The organism is Goekera deserti (assembly GCF_010685995.1).
Taxonomy (GTDB): Bacteria; Actinomycetota; Actinomycetes; order Mycobacteriales; family Geodermatophilaceae; genus Goekera; species Goekera deserti.
Window position 1 is genome coordinate 84142 of sequence record NZ_JAAGWK010000002.1, and the last position, 15558, is coordinate 99699.

Sequence of the window (15558 nt, forward strand, 5' to 3'; positions counted from 1 at the left end):
TCTGACTTCTGCCCGAAGAAGTCAGTGGGTGCGATGGCCGCCATCGGCGTCAGCGGGCGGCGAACGGCACGCGGGCCAGCTCGCGCCACAGGTGCGCGGCGGCCTCGGCGCCGCGGTACAGCATCGGCAGCAGCACCCGCTCGTTCGGGGAGTGGATGCGGTCGGTCGGCAGCCCGGCGCCCAGGAACAGCAGCGGCGCGCCCAGCACACCGGCCAGGTCGGCCTCCGGGCCGCTGCCGCCCTCGCGGGTGATGAGCACCTGGTCGGCGTCGGTGTCGAAGGCCTGCGCGACGGAGCTGAGCAGGGCGGTCATCGCGGGGTGGTCGATGTCGCTGGCGCAGGGCGCGACGCCGCCGGCGGGCACGTGCACGTCGGCCTCGATCCCGTCCGGGGTGTTGGCCGCGACCCAGGCGCGCACCTGGTCGCCGAGGTCGGCCGGGACCTGGTCGGCGACCAGCCGGAAGGTGATCTTCGCGTGCGCCTCGGCGGGCACGATCGTCTTGTGGCCGGGCCCGGTGTAGCCGCCCCACATGCCGTTGACCTCGGCGGTCGGCCGGGCACCGACCCGCTCCAGGGTGCTGAACCCGGCCTCGCCGGCGGTGGCCCGCGAGGCGGCGGGGCCGGCCAGCCAGGCCGCCTCGTCGAAGGGCACCCGGCCCATCAGCTCGCGCTCCCGGTCGCTCAGCGGCCGCACCCGGTCGTAGAAGCCGGGCAGGGTGACCCGACCCTCGGCGTCGTGCAGGCCGGCCAGCAGGGTGGCCATCGCGTGCAGCGGGTTGGGCACCGCACCGCCGAACGAGCCGGAGTGCAGGTCGACCGCGGGGCCGCGCAGGGTGATCTCGGCGTCGGCCAGCCCGCGCATCGCGGTGACCACGCTGGGCACGTCGGGGGCGGCCATGCCGGTGTCGCTGACCACGACGACGTCGCAGCGCAGCCGCTCGGCCCGTGCCTGCAGCAGCGCCGCGAAGTGCGGCGACCCGGACTCCTCCTCGCCCTCGACCAGCAGCTTGACCGTGACGGCGGGGCTGGTCCGGCCGGTGGCGGCGAGGTGGGCGCGGATGCCGAGCAGGTGGAAGGCGACGTTGCCCTTGTCGTCGATGGCGCCGCGGGCGTGCAGCTCCGGCCCGTCCGGGCCCTCGACCCGGGTGGGCTCGAACGGCGGGTGCTCCCACAGCTCCAGCGGGTCGACCGGCTGGACGTCGTGGTGGCCGTAGACCAGCGCGACCGGGGCGCCGGGCTCCTCGGCGGGCCACTCGGCGTACACGGCCGGCGCGCCGGGGGTCGGCCAGATCTCCACCGTGGGGAAGCCGGTACGCCGCAGCGCGGCGGCGAGCCACTCGGCGCTGGCCGCGACGTCGGGTGCGTGGGCCGGGTCGGCGGAGATCGAGGGGATGCGCAGCCACGCATCGAGGTCGGCGTGCAGGTCGTCGGTGTGGGCGGTGACGAAGTCGCGCTCGGGGCTGCTCACCCGTGGCACGGTAGTGCGGCGTGCCCGGGCGCGGGGCCCGCGCCCCTCGCGCCCCACCCGACCGGGCGTGGTTGGGTGGCCACCATGCCCCCGGGGATGCAGCAGGTGGACGTCGGCGACCTGGTCTTCGACGTGCGGACCGACGGACCCGAGGACGGGCGCCCGGTGCTCCTGCTGCACGGGTTCCCGCAGACGTCGCTGTGCTGGTCGGCGGTCACCCCGCTGCTGGCCGCGGCCGGGCTGCGCACCTACGCCCCCGACCAGCTGGGCTACTCCCCCGGCGCCCGCCCGGACGACGTGGACGCCTACTCCACCCCGGCCCTGGCCCAGGTCACCGCCGACCTGATGACCGCCCTGGACGTGCCGGTGGCCGACGTGGTCGGGCACGACTGGGGCGCCAACGTGGGCTGGGCGCTGGCCGGCTGGCACGCCGACCGGGTGCGCACCCTGACCGCGCTGTCGGTGCCGCACCCGACGGCCTACACGCTGGCCTACCGCGCCGACCCGGAGCAGAAGGAGCGCTCGGCCTACATCAAGCTGTTCTGGCACGAGGGCAAGGCGGAGCAGGTGCTGCTCGAGGACGGCGCCCGCCGGTTGCGCCGGATGCTGCACGCGCCGGGGGTGCTGGCCGAGGCGGTCGACGTCTACGTCGCCCACCTGTCCGCGCCGGGTGCGCTGACCGCCGCGCTGAACTGGTACCGGGCGATGAGCTCCGCCACGCCGGTCGACCCGGTCGGCGTCGGCACGACCTACGTGTGGAGCGACGGGGACGTCGCGATCGGTCGCACCGCCGCGGAGGCGTGCGCCGACCAGGTCACCGGCGACTACACGTTCGTCGAGCTGCCCGGGGTCACCCACTGGATCCCCGAGCAGGCACCGGAGGAGACCGCCCGCGCGGTGCTCGACCGGATCGCCCGCGGCTGACCGGGTCGGCCGAGCGGTGCACGTGCTGGCCTGCCCGTACGACGGGGACGCCGTCCAGGTCGTCGACCTCCGGCGCGCCGGCGGCGGGCACCCATTGGTCACCTGCCCGACCTGCGGGCGCCGGTTCGAGCTCGTCGGCACCCGGCTGGTGGAGCTACCACCCGGCGAGGAGTGCTGACGGCACGGATGACCGACGTGGCCCGCGACCAGGGCGGGCAGGCCGACCTGCACCGGCGGAGGCTGCGCTCCTGCGGTGTTGCTCCTGCTCCTGCGGTGGTGCACGACCGCAGGAGCAGGAGGGCCGCCGCAGGAGCAGTGCGGCCCGGGCGGAGGCGTACGCCGACCAGGTCACCGGCGACCACACGGTCGTCGGGCTGACCGGGGTCACCCACCGGGTCCCCGCGCAGGACCCCGAGGACACCGCGCGCGCGGTGCTCGACCGGATCGCCCGCGGCTGATCCGCCTGCGTGTCGCAACACACCCGCCGCGCGGCTGGTGTGATCCGCGCCTCCCGCGGTCTACGGTGCGCTCGCACACCCCGCCGAGAGGGAGATCCCATGCGCGTGCGCCGTGCCCCCGTCCTGTCCCTGGCCGCCGTCGCCCTGGTGCTCCTCGCGGGCTGCTCCGGTCAGGAGGAACCCGCGTCCGGGGGCGGCACCGCCGCCGAGGAGCGGGAGTCGCCGCTGACGCCCTACTTCGACGCCGTGTACGGCGGGGACCTCTCCGAGGAGGAGCAGCAGGCCCGGTTCGAGGAGCAGCAGCGCGAGCAGGAGGAGATCGTCGCGCAGTGCATGCAGGACGAGGGCTTCGAGTACACCCCCGCCGACAACGGCAGCTTCTCCACCAGTGACGGCAGCGAGTACCGGCCCGAGGACCGGGACTGGGTCGAGCAGTACGGCTACGGGGCCATCAACTCGCCGTTCAACGAGCAGCCGCCGCCGGAGGAGGAGTACGTCGACCCGAACGCCGACTACGTCATGAGCCTGTCCGAGTCCGAGCAGCAGGCCTTCAACGAGGCCCTCTACGGACCGCCGGTGCCCGAGGACCAGATGTCCGAGGACGGCTCCTACGAGTACGACTGGGAGGCCTCCGGGTGCACCGGCCGGGCCCAGCACGAGGTCACCGGGGAGGACCCGTCGCAGTCGGAGGAGTTCCGGCCGCTGTTCGACGCGATCAACGAGCTCTACGAAACCGCCGCGTCGTCGCCGGACATGACCGCGCTGGACGCCGAGTGGGCCGCGTGCATGGACGCCGCCGGCCAGCCCGGCTTCTCGGTGCAGGCGGACGCGCAGAACTCGATCTACGAGGAGCAGAGCGCGCTGTACGAGGACGCCGGCTCCGGTGAGCTCGGGGAGGCCCCACCGCCGCAGCCGGGGGACGCCGTCTTCGACGCCCTCGCCGAGAAGGAGGTCGAGTTGGCCCTCGTCGACCTCGACTGCCGCGAGGAGACCGACTATCGCGACCGTGCCGCGGACGTGATGTTCGAGATCGAGGAACAGTTCGTCGCCGACCACCAGGCCGAGCTGGACGCGCTGGTGGCCGCCGCGGAGCAGGACTGACGGTGCCCCGCCCGGACGACGAGACCGCTCCCTCCCCGAGCACCCCCGCCACCCCCCGGGACGACGCGACACCGCACCACGTGACCATGGACGCCGTGACCACGGATGGTGCGACCACGGACGGGACCGCACCGGGCGGGCCGGCGCCGGACGACGGCGCCGGTGCCCGGCGCGGTCGGCGGCTGGCCGGGCTCTCCGCGTGGTCGGCACTGGTGCGACGCAACCGGGCCCTGTGGGTCACCGCCGCGGTCGCCGTCGTGGCGCTGGTCGCCGGCCTGCTGCTCGGCCGTTTCGTGGTCTCCCCGGACGACGCCGCGGCCGAGCCGCCGGCTCCCGGCCTGATCACCGTGCCGGTCGGCTTCGGCCCGCTCAGCAACGACGTGACCATCCGCGGCGAGGTCGGCTACGCGGACTCCGTGGAGGTCACCGTGGACACCTCGGCGATCTCCGGGCCCGCGGTCGTCACCGGGCAGGTGCCCGAGGTGGGTGCCGAACTGGCGCCGCTGAGCGTCGCCCTGGAGATCGCCGGGCGCCCGGTGATCGTGCTGCCCGGCGAGCTGCCGTCCTACCGGACGCTGCGCTTCGGGGTGTCCGGGCCCGACGTGTTGCAGTTCAAGGAGGCCGTGCGCGCGGTCGGCCTGGACGCCGGCGACCCGGGCGACGACGTCTTCGACGCGCAGGCCGCGGCCGCGGTGACCGCGCTGTACGCCCAGGCCGGGTACACCGCGCCGGCCGGGGAGGAGGGCGCGGCGGAGGAGGTGCGCGCCGCGCAGGAGGGCGTCACCGCAGCCGAGCAGGGCGTGGCCACCGCGCAGGCGGAGCTGACGACCGCCCGGGCCGGGGCGTCCGCGGTGGCGGTGAAGACCGCGGACAACGCGGTCGCCGCCGCCCGGCGCGAGCTGGACGCCGCGCTGGCCTCGGCGCCCGACGACGCCGTGACCATCGGTGGTCTGCGCGACGCCCTGGCGCTGGCCGAGCTGCAGCGCCGCGAGCTGGACGCCACCCCGGACACCTCCGCCCAGCGCAGCCAGCTGACCACCGCGCAGTCCCAGCTCACCCGGGCCCGCGAGGACCTCACCCGGGCGCAGCAGTCGGCCCTGCCGGCCCTGCCCGGCGGGGAGGTGCTCTACCTGGGTCAGCTGCCCCGGCGGGTCGACGCGGTCGCCGTCCGGCGGGGCGCGGTGCTGGACGGGGCCGCGATGACGGTGTCCGGGGCGACGCTGGCGCTGAGCGGCACCGTGGCCGTGGCCGACGCCCGGCTGCTCTCCCCCGGCATGACCGCCACCTTCGAGCTGCCGGATGGCACCGAGCAGACCGCCACCATCCGCGAGGTGGAGGCCGGTGCCCAGGACGGGGAACGCTGGACCGTGCAGCTGGAGCCGGCGCCGCTGACCCCGGTCCAGGTCACCGAGCTGCAGGGGTCGAACGTGCGGGTGGCGATCCCGGTGGGCGCGACCGACGGCGACGTGCTGTCGGTGCCGCTGGCCGCACTGAGCGCCGGCCCGGGCGGTGAGTCCCGGGTGGAGGTGGTCGACGGTGACCCGCGGGACGGCGAGCGCGCCGCGTCCCACCTGGTCGTGGTCGAGACCGGCCTGGCCGCCGAGGGCGCCGTCGAGGTCCGCCCGGTCGACGGCGAGCTCGCCGAGGGGGACCTGGTCGTGGCCGGCCGATGACGGCGGCACCCACCGCCCCGGCCGCGGCGACCGGGCCGGACCCGGCGCCGGACGCCGTCCCGGCGATCGAGCTGCGGGACCTGACCCGCTCGTTCCCGGGTCCGCCGGAGGTGCAGGCCCTCAAGGGGGTCAACGTGTCCGTCGCGGACGGCGAGTACGTGGCGATCACCGGGCCCAGCGGCTCCGGGAAGTCCACGATGCTGAACATCCTGGGGCTGCTGGACCGGCCCACGGTCGGTGAGTACCGGCTGGGCGGGGTGCTGACCGGGACGCTCACCGAGGACCAGCGCGCCGCCGTCCGGGCCCGGCAGCTGGGGTTCGTGTTCCAGGCCTTCCACCTGATGTCCCGGCGCACGGTGCTGGAGAACGTGCTGCTGCCCATGCTCTACAGCGGGACCCCGCGCGCGCAGCGGGAGCCCCGGGCGCGCGAGGCGCTGCAGCGGGTGGGGCTGGACCACCGGGTGGACTTCCTGCCCGGCACCCTGTCCGGCGGCGAGCGGCAGCGGGTGGCCGTGGCCCGCGCCGTGGCGACCCGGCCGCGGGTGCTGCTGGCCGACGAGCCGACCGGGAACCTCGACCAGGCCACCAGCGGGGAGATCATGGCGCTGTTCGAGGAGCTGCACGCCGACGGGCTGACCCTCGTGGTCATCACCCACGACGAGGGCGTCGCCCGACGGGCCTCGCGACGCATCCGGCTCGCCGACGGACGCGTGAGCCCGGCGGCATGAGGGTCCCGCGGTCGATGCGCGGCCGACCCGGCCGACGTGTCGGCACCGGGCTGCTGCCCGGCCGACGTGCCGGCACCGGGCTGCTGGCCCGGCTGCCGCTGCCCCGGCGGACCGGCCGGGGTGCGTCGGCGCCGGACCTGCTGGTGGACCCAGCCGACCGGTTCCGCTTCACCGACCTGCTCGGTGAGGCCACCGCGGACATCGGGTCGCGGCCCGGGCGGCTGGTCACCACGATCATCGGCACCGTGCTGGGCATCGCCGCGCTGATCGCCACCATCGGCTTCGCCCAGACCGCCGCCGCGCAGATCGCCCGGCAGTTCGACACGGTGGCCGCCACCCAGCTGGTGGTGACGCCCGCGACCGCGCGCACCGGCGGCGGGCAGACCGTCGCCACGGCGGCGCTGCCGTGGGACGCGGTGGCCCGGATGGAGCGGCTGGCCGGGGTGGAGTCGGCGGCGCTGCTGGCCGAGGTGTCGCTGCCGACGGCGACGATCACCGCGGTGCCGGTGAACGACCCCTCGCAGGCACCCGTGGCGGCGCCCCCGGTGTACGCCGCCTCCGCGGAGCTGCTGGACGCGCTCGGGGGCCGGCTCTCCACGGGGCGGTTCTTCGACGCTGGGCACGACGAGCGGGCCGACCGGGTGGCCGTGCTCGGCGCCCGGGCAGCCACCCGGCTGGGGGTCGAGCGGGTGGACCAGCAGCCGTCGATCTTCGTGGACGGGATCGCCTACACGGTGGTGGGTGTGGTCGACGGCCTGGACGCCCGGGCCGAGCTGCTCGACGCGGTGCTGCTGCCGACCGGCACGGCCCGCGCGGACCTCGGCCTGGGGGCGCCCGGCGACGTGCAGGCCCGCATCGCCATCGGCGCCGGACCGCAGCTGCGCGACCAGGCGGCCCGGGCGCTCGCCCCGGACGCCCCGGACACCCTGGAGGTCCGGGCACCGGACGGGCGCTCCCAGCTGCGTCAGGACGTGCAGGCCGACGTCAACGGCGTGTTCGTGGTGCTGTCGGTGGTGGTGCTGCTGGCCGGCGGTGTGGGGATCGCCAACGTGACGATGCTGTCGGTGGTGGAGCGGGTCGGTGAGATCGGGCTCCGGCGCGCGGTCGGTGCGACCGGCCGGCAGATCGCCGGCCAGTTCGTGGCCGAGTCGATGGTGATCGGGCTGCTGGGCGGGCTCATCGGTGCCTCGCTGGGCGTCTTCGCGGTGGTCGCCATCGCGCTGGCCCGGGACTGGACGCCGGTGGTCAGCCCGTGGGTGACGGTCGGTGGGGCCCTGCTGGGCGCGCTGCTCGGGTTGGTCGCCGGTGGCCTGCCGGCGCGCCGGGCGGCGCAGATCGAGCCGGTCGACGCGCTGCGCGGGGGGACGTGACCTGTCAGTGCCCGTCGGGTGTCGGGTGCCCGTCGGGCCGTCGGGTGCCCGTCGGGCCGTCGCGTGCCCGTCGGGTCGGGATGCCGCGGTCGGAGGCCGACGCTCAGGCCTCACCCCCGCTGACCAGGGCGAGCAGCCCCGCCTCGTCGAGCAGGTCGACCGGCCGCAGCGTGACCCCGGCGGACACGTGGTGGAACCCGGCGCTCACCCGCTCGACCGGCACCCCGGTGAGCCGGGACCAGCCCAGCCGGTAGGCCGCGAGCTGCACGCCCGCGGCACTGAGCTCGGCGGCGGTGGGCACCGGACCGGTCTTCCAGTCGATCACCTCGAAACCGCCGGCGCCGTCGGCGTAGACCGCGTCGATGCGGCCGCGCAGCGTCAGCGGGCCGAGCGGCGTCTCGAACGGCGCCTCCACGTCGACCGGCTGCCGGTCGGCCCAGGGGCTGGCCAGGAACGCGTCCTGCAGGGCGGTGAGGGCGTCGTCCGGGGCGGCCGCGGCGTCGCCGGAGCCGGGCAGCTCGTCCAGGTCTATCAGCCGGGAGGCGCCGAAGCGCTCCTCCAGCCAGGCGTGGAAGGCGGTGCCGCGCCGGGCCAGCGGTGCCGGTGCGGCGGGCATCGGCCGGCGCAACCGGCGGGCCAGCTCGGCCGGGTCCCGGCGCAGGCTGACCAGCGAGGAGACCGACAGGTGGCTGGGCAGCGGGACCTCGACCACCCCGCTGGCGCTGCGCCGGCGTTCCCGCAGCAGCAGTTCGGCGTCGCGCACCCACTCCCGGACCAGCGGGTCGGCGTCAGAGGTGCCGGTGAGCGGGTGCGCGGCGGCGCCGGCGACCTGCTCGGCGGCGGCGGACAGCGCCCGCCGTCGCCCGGAGGACAGCGGGTCGGTCGGCCAGACGCCCACCGGCCACTCCGCCAGCGCGGGGTTGTCGGCGCCGTCCTGCGGTGAGTCGGTCCAGGAGTCGACGACCCCGGCGCCGGCCTCGCAGGCACCCCGGACGGCGTGCAGCAGCAGCGAGGGCCCGCAGGGCCGCTTGCCGTCCCGCCACCAGCTGCCCGAGCACAGCAGCAGGTGCTTGGCCCGGGTGACGGCCACGTAGCCCAGCCGGACCTCCTCGTCCAGGCCGAAACGCTTCCAGTCCTCCTGGTAGCGGTCCAGGGCGTCCCGGACCGCGGCCTGGTCACCGGAGCCCGGCACGGGCAGCCGCAGCTGCGGCAGCTCGCCCCGGTCGGTGAGCCGCAGGTCGACCGGGACGGCGCCCGGGTCGGCGATCCAGGAGTCGGCGGTGCCGGGGCGCGCCGGGAACTGGTCGACGGTCATGCCCGGCACGGCGACGACGTCCCACTCCAGCCCCTTGGCGGAGTGCCCGGTGAGCAGCTGCACCGCCTCCGGGTTGACCGCGACCTCGCCCGGCTCCAGCCCGCGCTCGCGCACCTCGGCGTCGGCGAGGTAGCCGAGGAACGCGGGCAGCGAGGGCAGCTCGGCCAGCTGGACGAACTCGGCGGCCACCTCGTGCAGGGCGTCCAGGTGGGTGCGGGAGCGGCCGGGGGTGGCGTCGGGGTGGCTGGCCAGCTCGGTCTCCAGGCCCAGCGTGCGGACCACCTCGTCGACCAGGTCGGGCAGCGACTCCCCCAGCCGGCCGCGCAGTTGACCCAGCTCGGACCCGAGCCGGCGCAGCCGCCGGAACCCGGTCGGCGAGTACTGCTCCGGGCGACCCAGGTCGTCCAGCGCCTCGATGATGCTGCCCCGTTCGGCCGGCGGCGCGACCGGGACCGGGCGATCGGCCGACGGAGCACCGTCGGCGGCAGGCGCGGCGTCACCGGACACGGGCGCGCGGCGCTCGCGCACCAGGGCGCGGGCGCGCGCCTCGAGCGCGGCGAGGTCGCGCGGACCCAGCCGCCACCGGGCCCCGGTGAGCAGCCGGCCCAGGGCGTCGCCGGCCGTGGGGTCGACCAGCACCCGCAGGGTGGCCACCACGTCGGACACCTCGGGCACGTCGAGCAGCCCGCCCAGGCCGACGACCTCGACGGGCAGTCCCCGCTCGCGCAGCGCGGCCGCGATGCCCGGCAGCTGCGCGCGCCGGCGCACCAGCACGGCCACCGTCGGGCGGGCGCTGCCCCACGCGGCGGGCGTGGCATCGGGCCGCCCGCCCGGGCCCGGGCCAGCGGCGACGGGGGTCGGGGAGCCTGCAGCCGCAGGACCCGGGTCCACGGTGGTGCCGTGCCAGGCCGCGGCCAGCCGGTCGGCCAGGGCCGCGGTCTCCTCGGCGACCGTGTCGTAGAGGCCGCAGTGCACCTGGCCGACCCCCGCGGTGGGCGCCGGCTGCAGGTCGGGGAGCGGCTCGTCGGGATCGGGCAGGGCCGCGGACACCGTGTTGGCCACGGCCAGCACGGCCTCGTCGTTGCGCCAGCTGGTCGACAGGGTCAGCCGGGCGGCCGGCCGGTCGGGCGCGCCGGGGAAGGTGCGGGTGAACCGCTCGATGGTGCCGGCCGACGCCCCGCGCCAGCCGTAGATCGACTGGCGGGGGTCGCCGACCGCGAGCACCGGGTGGGCGGTGTCCCCGCCGAACAGCGCGGCGAGCATCCGGAGCTGCCCCACGCTGGTGTCCTGGTACTCGTCGAGCAGCACCACCCGCCACCGGGCCCGCTCCCGCCGGCCCGCCTCGGGGTGCCCGACCGCGACCCGCGCGGCGTGCGCGACCTGGTCGGCGTAGTCGATGGCGCCGGCGGCACGCTTGCGGGCCTCGAAGGCCTCGACCAGGGGCAGCAGCGCCAGCCGGGCGCGCTGCCGGGCGAGCATCCTGGTGACGTCGGCGTACGGGCCCTTCTTGCGCGGGGCGTCGGGGTACCCGAGCACCTGGCGTTCCAGCGCCTCCGTCCACCGGCGCAGCTGCGCCGGGGTGACGTCGTGCTCCCCCAGCTCCGCGGCCAGCTGGAGGACGTCCTCGGTGGTGCTGACCAGGCCGAGCTGCACGTCGTCCATGTCGCCGGTGTGCGCGGCGACCGCGGTGGCGGCCTGGCCCCAGCACATCGCCGGGCCGAGCACCCCGGAGCCGGGCTCGACGCCGATCCGCAGGCCGTGCTCGGCGACCAGGGCCGCGGCGTAGCCGTGGTAGGTGGACACCGTCGGTGCCGCGATCTCCAGCCGCTCCCGGAGCGCCGGGGAGGTCGCGGGGTGCGCGGCGAGCGCCGCCAGCCGGAGCCGCACCCGGGCGTTCAGCTCGCTGGCCGCCTTGCGGGTGAAGGTCAGCCCGAGCACCGCCTCCGGTGCCACCAGCTCGTTGGCCACCAGCCAGGCCACCCGGGCGGCCATCGTCTCGGTCTTGCCCGAACCCGCGCCGGCGACCACCACCAGCGGCCGGTCGACCGGCGCGGCGACGACCCGGGCCTGCTCCGCCGAGGGCGCGTAGGACAGACCACACCGCGCGGCGACCTCGGCCGGGCCCAGCAGCCGCGGCAGCTCCGGCACGCGCACGGGCGCGACCCCGGGCAGGTCCAGGCCGAGCTGCCCGGGCACCTCGCCGCCGTCCCGCCGGCCACCGGTGCGCCCGCGGGCGGAGCCGGCACCCGACCCGTCGGACGGGCGCAGGACGTCGCGGCTCACCGGGTCACCTGCCGGCCGGGCTCCTGCATGGGGCAGCTGCGCCGGAACGAGCAGCGGTCGCAGTCGGCGTCGGTGCGCACCGGGAAGCTGCCGGCGCCCATGCCCTCGCCCACCTCGGCGACCAGCTCCCCGGCCCACGTGGTGCGCGGGTCGGCGTCGGGGGGCAGGGGTGGCTGCACGTGTTCCTTGGCGGCCTTCTGCGCGCCACCGACCTGCAGCAGCGCCGCGCCACCGGGCACCTGGCCGTGCTCGCCGAAGGCGCCCTCGGCGACGGCCACCTGGTAGGCCGCCAGCTGGCCGTTCTCGGTGACCGAGCGCGGGGCGCTGGCGCCGGTCTTGAGGTCGACCACGACGAGCCGGCCGTCGGCGTCCCGCTCCAGCCGGTCGACCTGACCGCGCAGCCGGGCACGGCCGACCAGCACGTCGAAGTCCTGCTCGGCGACGACCAGCTCCCGGTCGCCGCGGGCGTGCCAGGTGAGGAACTTGGCGAGCATGTCCTGGGCGCGCCGGCGTTGCCGCTGGTCGACCCACCCGGGCCCCAGGTCCAGCTGGTCGAGCTCGGCGTCCAGGACGGCGGGCGCATCGGCCGGGAGCAGGCCCTCGGCGACCTGCTGCGCGACGTCGTGCACCGCAGAGCCCACGGTGCGGATCGCCTCGGGCGCGGACTCCGCACCGACCGCGCCGAGCACCCACCGCAGCGGGCAGCGCTGGAACGTGTCGATCGCCGAGGGGCGCACCCGCACGTCGGCGTCCGGGTCGACCAGCGGGGAGTCGTCGGACAGCGGGGCGAGCCCCCACCAGCTCGACGGGTCGGCGCCGGGCACCCGCTCGTCGGCGAGCCGGCGCAGCACCGAGGCCGCCCCCGCCCGCAGCGGCGCCGGCGTGTGCGGGTCGGTGAGGTGCCGGCGCAGCTCGGCCACCAGCGCCGGCAGGGTGAGCGCGCGGGGCAGCGGGGTGTGCGGGCGCGGCTCGCCGGCCGGCGGCGGCACGACGAGGTCGAGGAACCGGGAGGCGGTGGCCGCGGCGTCGGTGCCGTCGAGCGAGCCGTCGACCGCGCTGACCACCAGCCGGCGCCGGGCCCGCGTGCAGGCCACGTAGAACAGCCGGCGCTCCTCGGCCAGCGCCAGCGTGCGGCGGTCCAGGGTGGCGCTGTCGGTGCCGGCGACGGCGTCGACGAGCTCCTCGGTGCCGAGCAGGCTGGCGCGGCTGCGCAGGTCGGGCCAGACACCCTCCTGCGCGCCGGCCACGCACACCAGGTCCCACTCCAGGCCCTTGGAGGCGTGCGCGGTGAGCACCCGGACGGTGTCGCTCGCGCCGCCCTCACCGACGGCCGCGGTGCCCGGCAGCTGCTGGCCGGAGAGGTGCTCGACGAACGCGGAGACCTCCGCGTACGGCAGCCGGTCGACGAAGGCGGCCGCGGCGTCGAAGAGCGCGACGACCGCGTCGAGGTCCCGGTCGGCCACCGCGCCGCCGGACCCGCCGGCGGCACTGGCCCGGGCCCACACCCCGGCCAGCCCGCTGCGCTGCCACATCGCCCACAGCACGTCCTCCGCGCTGCCTCCCAGGGCCAGGGCCACCCGGCCCTCGGCGAGCACCGCGGACACCCGGGCCGCCGGGCGGACCAGGTGCTCGGGCACCGCGTCGAGCAGGGTGTCGTCGGCCAGCAGCGCGGCCAGCGGCGCGGCCCGCTCGGCCGGGTCCTCCGCCCGGGCCACCAGGGCCCGGCGCACCGCCCGGCGCATCCGGCGCAGGTCGAGCACGGTGGCCCCGCCCAGCGGGGAGGCCAGCAGTGCCTCGGCGCCCGGCTCGTCCAGACCGGCCGGGCCGGCCTCCACCGGTGGGCCGGCAGCGGCACCCCGGCGCGGGACGGGCAGCAGGGAGCGCAGCGCGGTGAGCAGCGGCGCCACGGCCGGCTGCTGGGCCAGCGGCAGGTCCTCGGCAGACACCGCCGAGGGCACACCCGCCTGCCCGAGCGCGCGCCGGATCGGGCCGATGGCCACCGTGGAGCGGACGATCACCGCCATCTCCGACCACGGCACGTCGTCCAGCAGGTGCGCCCGGCGCAGCGTGTCGGCCAGGTGCGCGGCCTCCACCGCCGGCGAGTCGAAGACGTGCACCTCGGCGGACCCCTCGGGACGTCCGTCGCCCGGCCGCAGCCGCCGGTGCTCCCAGGGGCCGGGCAGCCCCTCGGCCACCCGGCGGCTGACGGCCAGCAGCTCGGCCCCCGAGCGCCGGCACACGCCCAGCGACACCCGTTGCGCGGGCCGGCCGTCCCGGTGCCGGAAGCGGTCGGTGAACTCCACGATGCCGCGCGGGTCGGCACCCCGGAAGGCGTAGATGGCCTGGTCGGGGTCACCGACGGCGACCAGGTCACCGCCCCCACCGCCGAGCAGCTCCAGCAACTCGACCTGCGCCGGGTCGGTGTCCTGGTACTCGTCGACGAACAGCCAGGAGGCCCGCTCGCGCTCGCGGGCCAGCAGCTGCGGGTCGTCGGTCAGCTCGTCGATGGCGGTGCGCACCAGCTCGGCCGGGTCGTAGCCGCTGGCCCCGCCGCGGGCGGCCGTGGCGAACGCGGTGACGCCGTCGTACTGGTCGCGGAAGGCCGCGGCGGCGACCCAGTGCGGGTACCCCAGCTCCCGGCCCCACTCGGCCAGCTGCTCGGTGCCGACGCCGCGCTCGGTGGCCCGCAGCAGCAGCTCGCGCAGCTCGGCGGTGAAACCCGCGGTGCCCAGGGCCGGCCCCAGCTCGTCGGGCCAGCGGACGCCCTCGGAGTCCTGGTCGCCGCGCAGCAGCTCGGCGACGACCGCGTCCTGCTCGGCGGCGGTGAGCAGCCGGGGTGGTGGGTCGCCGCGCAGCACCGCCGCCCGGTGCAGCACGCCGAAGGCGTAGGAGTGGAAGGTGCGGGCCAGCGGCTCCCGGATGGTGCGCCCGACCCGGGCGGTGATCCGGGTGCGCAGCTCGGCGGCGGCCTTCCGGCTGAAGGTGAGGACCAGGATCCGTTCCGGGTCGACGCCCTGCTCGATGCGCCGGGCCACGGCCTCGACGATCGTCGTGGTCTTGCCGGTGCCCGGGCCGGCCAGCACCAGCAGCGGGCCGCCCGGGTGGTCGACGACGGCCTGCTGGGTGGCGTCCAGCCGGGGCACCGGGGGTGCGGCGGCCATGGCCGGCTGCACCAACCGGTACACCGGCACCCTGCCCGGCGCCCCCGGCGCGCTCACCGTCCCGGCCCCCGTCGTGGTCACCTGTCGATCAGAACACGGGCCACCGACAGTCCCGGCGCGGCGCCCCCGGCCGGGCGGGCGCGGTCCGGGCAGCAGGTCAGCCGTCCCCGTCGTCCGGCCAGCCGACGGCGCGCAGGTCGACCCGGCCACCGCGGGCGGGCACGCCCTCGGCGGCCAGCAGCTCCAGCTGCCGCGCGCGGACCGGCTCCGCGGCGGTGCCGTCGGCGCGCAGCACCCGGTGCCAGGGCACGGCGGCACCACCGGCCGACAGCGCGCGGGCCACCCGCCGGGGGCCCACCCCGACCAGCCGGCCGACCGCCCCGTAGGTGCTCACCCGGCCGGGCGGGATGCGCTCGACGACGTCGAAGACCGCCTCGTCGACGTCGCCGGGCTCGCGGGACCCGGCCGGCCGCGGGCCCGGGGTCAGGGCCGCCGGCCGGTGCGGGCCAGCAGCTGCTGCAGCGGTGTGGCGCCGGCGCGGGCCTCGACCGGGGCGTCGAACAACCCGGGCATGCCACCGGCCGGGATCGCCTCGGCGACGGCGAGGGCAGCGGTGACCAGCTCGCCGTCCGGCTGGTCGTCCACGCCCAGGGCGCGGGCGAGGTCCCAGGCGTGCACCGTCAGGTCGAAGGTCAGCTCGCCGAGGTAGTCGGTGGCCGGCACCGGGCCGCGGCTCAGGTGCACGGTGCGGTCCAGGGCCCCGGGCGTGGCGACGGCGGTCAGCGCCGCGTCCGCCGCGGCCTCCCAGGCGCCCAGCGGGTCGTCGTCCAGCAGCTGGTCGGTGTCGGTGGGCACCGCGTCCCCGACGTCGGCGACGGTGCGGCCGTCGACCAGCAGCGGCACCCAGCGCGCCTCACCGACCAGGTGCGCGACCAGGTCGGCGACCGTCCAGCCGGGCAGCGACGGCGCGTCCCACTGCCCGGTCTCCACGACGTCGACGAGGTCGGTGAACGCCGCCTGCGCCCGCTGGAACCTCTCGATCCGATCAGCATGCTCCGGGTGCATTGCCACATCATC

11 protein-coding genes are annotated in these 15558 nt (G+C 77.1%); 6 read left to right on the forward strand and 5 right to left on the reverse strand.

Annotation, left to right across the window (positions count from 1 at the left end):
* Positions 1 to 49: 49 nt before the first annotated feature.
* A complete protein-coding gene (locus G1H19_RS00620; RefSeq protein WP_162393434.1) occupies positions 50 to 1468 on the reverse strand; it encodes a M20/M25/M40 family metallo-hydrolase in 1419 nt (472 codons plus the stop codon).
* Between the two features lie 84 nt (positions 1469 to 1552).
* Between G1H19_RS00620 and G1H19_RS00625 the strand changes: the two genes are divergently transcribed.
* From G1H19_RS00625 to G1H19_RS00650, 6 genes are all read left to right on the forward strand, one after another.
* Positions 1553 to 2392, forward strand: coding sequence for an alpha/beta fold hydrolase (locus G1H19_RS00625; protein ID WP_152731415.1), 840 nt, complete (start codon positions 1553 to 1555; stop codon positions 2390 to 2392).
* 16 nt (positions 2393 to 2408) lie between these two features.
* Positions 2409 to 2570: a hypothetical protein gene (locus G1H19_RS00630; RefSeq protein ID WP_162393433.1), complete on the forward strand. Its 162-nt coding sequence runs from the start codon at positions 2409 to 2411 to the stop codon at positions 2568 to 2570.
* A gap of 379 nt (positions 2571 to 2949) precedes the next feature.
* The gene (locus G1H19_RS00635) at positions 2950 to 3951 is read left to right on the forward strand and encodes a hypothetical protein (RefSeq protein WP_152731314.1); all 1002 of its coding nucleotides are present in this window, start codon (positions 2950 to 2952) and stop codon (positions 3949 to 3951) included.
* A gap of 2 nt (positions 3952 to 3953) precedes the next feature.
* Positions 3954 to 5624 (forward strand): efflux RND transporter periplasmic adaptor subunit, encoded by a 1671-nt coding sequence (locus G1H19_RS00640; RefSeq protein WP_162393432.1) that lies wholly within the window; start codon positions 3954 to 3956, stop codon positions 5622 to 5624.
* Complete coding sequence (locus tag G1H19_RS00645; protein WP_152731313.1) at positions 5621 to 6352, forward strand: ABC transporter ATP-binding protein; 732 nt, start codon at positions 5621 to 5623, stop codon at positions 6350 to 6352. Before G1H19_RS00640 ends, G1H19_RS00645 begins: the two co-directional genes overlap by 4 nt.
* Positions 6353 to 6366: 14 nt before the next feature.
* Positions 6367 to 7722 carry an ABC transporter permease gene (locus tag G1H19_RS00650; protein ID WP_152731312.1) on the forward strand — a complete coding sequence of 452 codons (1356 nt, stop codon included), beginning with the start codon at positions 6367 to 6369 and terminating at the stop codon, positions 7720 to 7722.
* A gap of 103 nt (positions 7723 to 7825) precedes the next feature.
* Here G1H19_RS00650 and G1H19_RS00655 read toward each other — a convergent pair whose 3' ends face one another.
* From G1H19_RS00655 to G1H19_RS00670, 4 genes are all read right to left on the reverse strand, one after another.
* Entirely contained in the window at positions 7826 to 11320 is a 3495-nt protein-coding gene (locus G1H19_RS00655; protein ID WP_235928295.1) for an ATP-dependent DNA helicase, read from the reverse strand.
* Complete coding sequence (locus G1H19_RS00660; RefSeq protein ID WP_235928293.1) at positions 11317 to 14562, reverse strand: ATP-dependent helicase; 3246 nt, start codon at positions 14560 to 14562, stop codon at positions 11317 to 11319. The genes G1H19_RS00655 and G1H19_RS00660 overlap by 4 nt, the downstream gene beginning before the upstream one ends.
* Before the next feature lie 76 nt (positions 14563 to 14638).
* Entirely contained in the window at positions 14639 to 14968 is a 330-nt protein-coding gene (locus G1H19_RS00665) for an MGMT family protein (RefSeq protein ID WP_152731311.1), read from the reverse strand.
* Positions 14965 to 15546: a TIGR03086 family metal-binding protein gene (locus tag G1H19_RS00670; protein ID WP_152731310.1), complete on the reverse strand. Its 582-nt coding sequence runs from the start codon at positions 15544 to 15546 to the stop codon at positions 14965 to 14967. The genes G1H19_RS00665 and G1H19_RS00670 overlap by 4 nt, the downstream gene beginning before the upstream one ends.
* Positions 15547 to 15558 lie beyond the last annotated feature (12 nt).

What these genes read in the sequence shown, in the direction of transcription:
- G1H19_RS00625 (WP_152731415.1), top strand. Translation starts at nt 1,553, where the DNA reads ATGCCCCCGGGGATGCAGCAGGTGGACGTCGGCGACCTGGTCTTCGAC.
- G1H19_RS00635 (WP_152731314.1), top strand. Translation starts at nt 2,950, where the DNA reads ATGCGCGTGCGCCGTGCCCCCGTCCTGTCCCTGGCCGCCGTCGCCCTG.
- G1H19_RS00645 (WP_152731313.1), top strand. Translation starts at nt 5,621, where the DNA reads ATGACGGCGGCACCCACCGCCCCGGCCGCGGCGACCGGGCCGGACCCG.
- G1H19_RS00650 (WP_152731312.1), top strand. Translation starts at nt 6,367, where the DNA reads ATGCGCGGCCGACCCGGCCGACGTGTCGGCACCGGGCTGCTGCCCGGC.
- G1H19_RS00670 (WP_152731310.1), bottom strand. Translation starts at nt 15,546, where the DNA reads ATGCACCCGGAGCATGCTGATCGGATCGAGAGGTTCCAGCGGGCGCAG.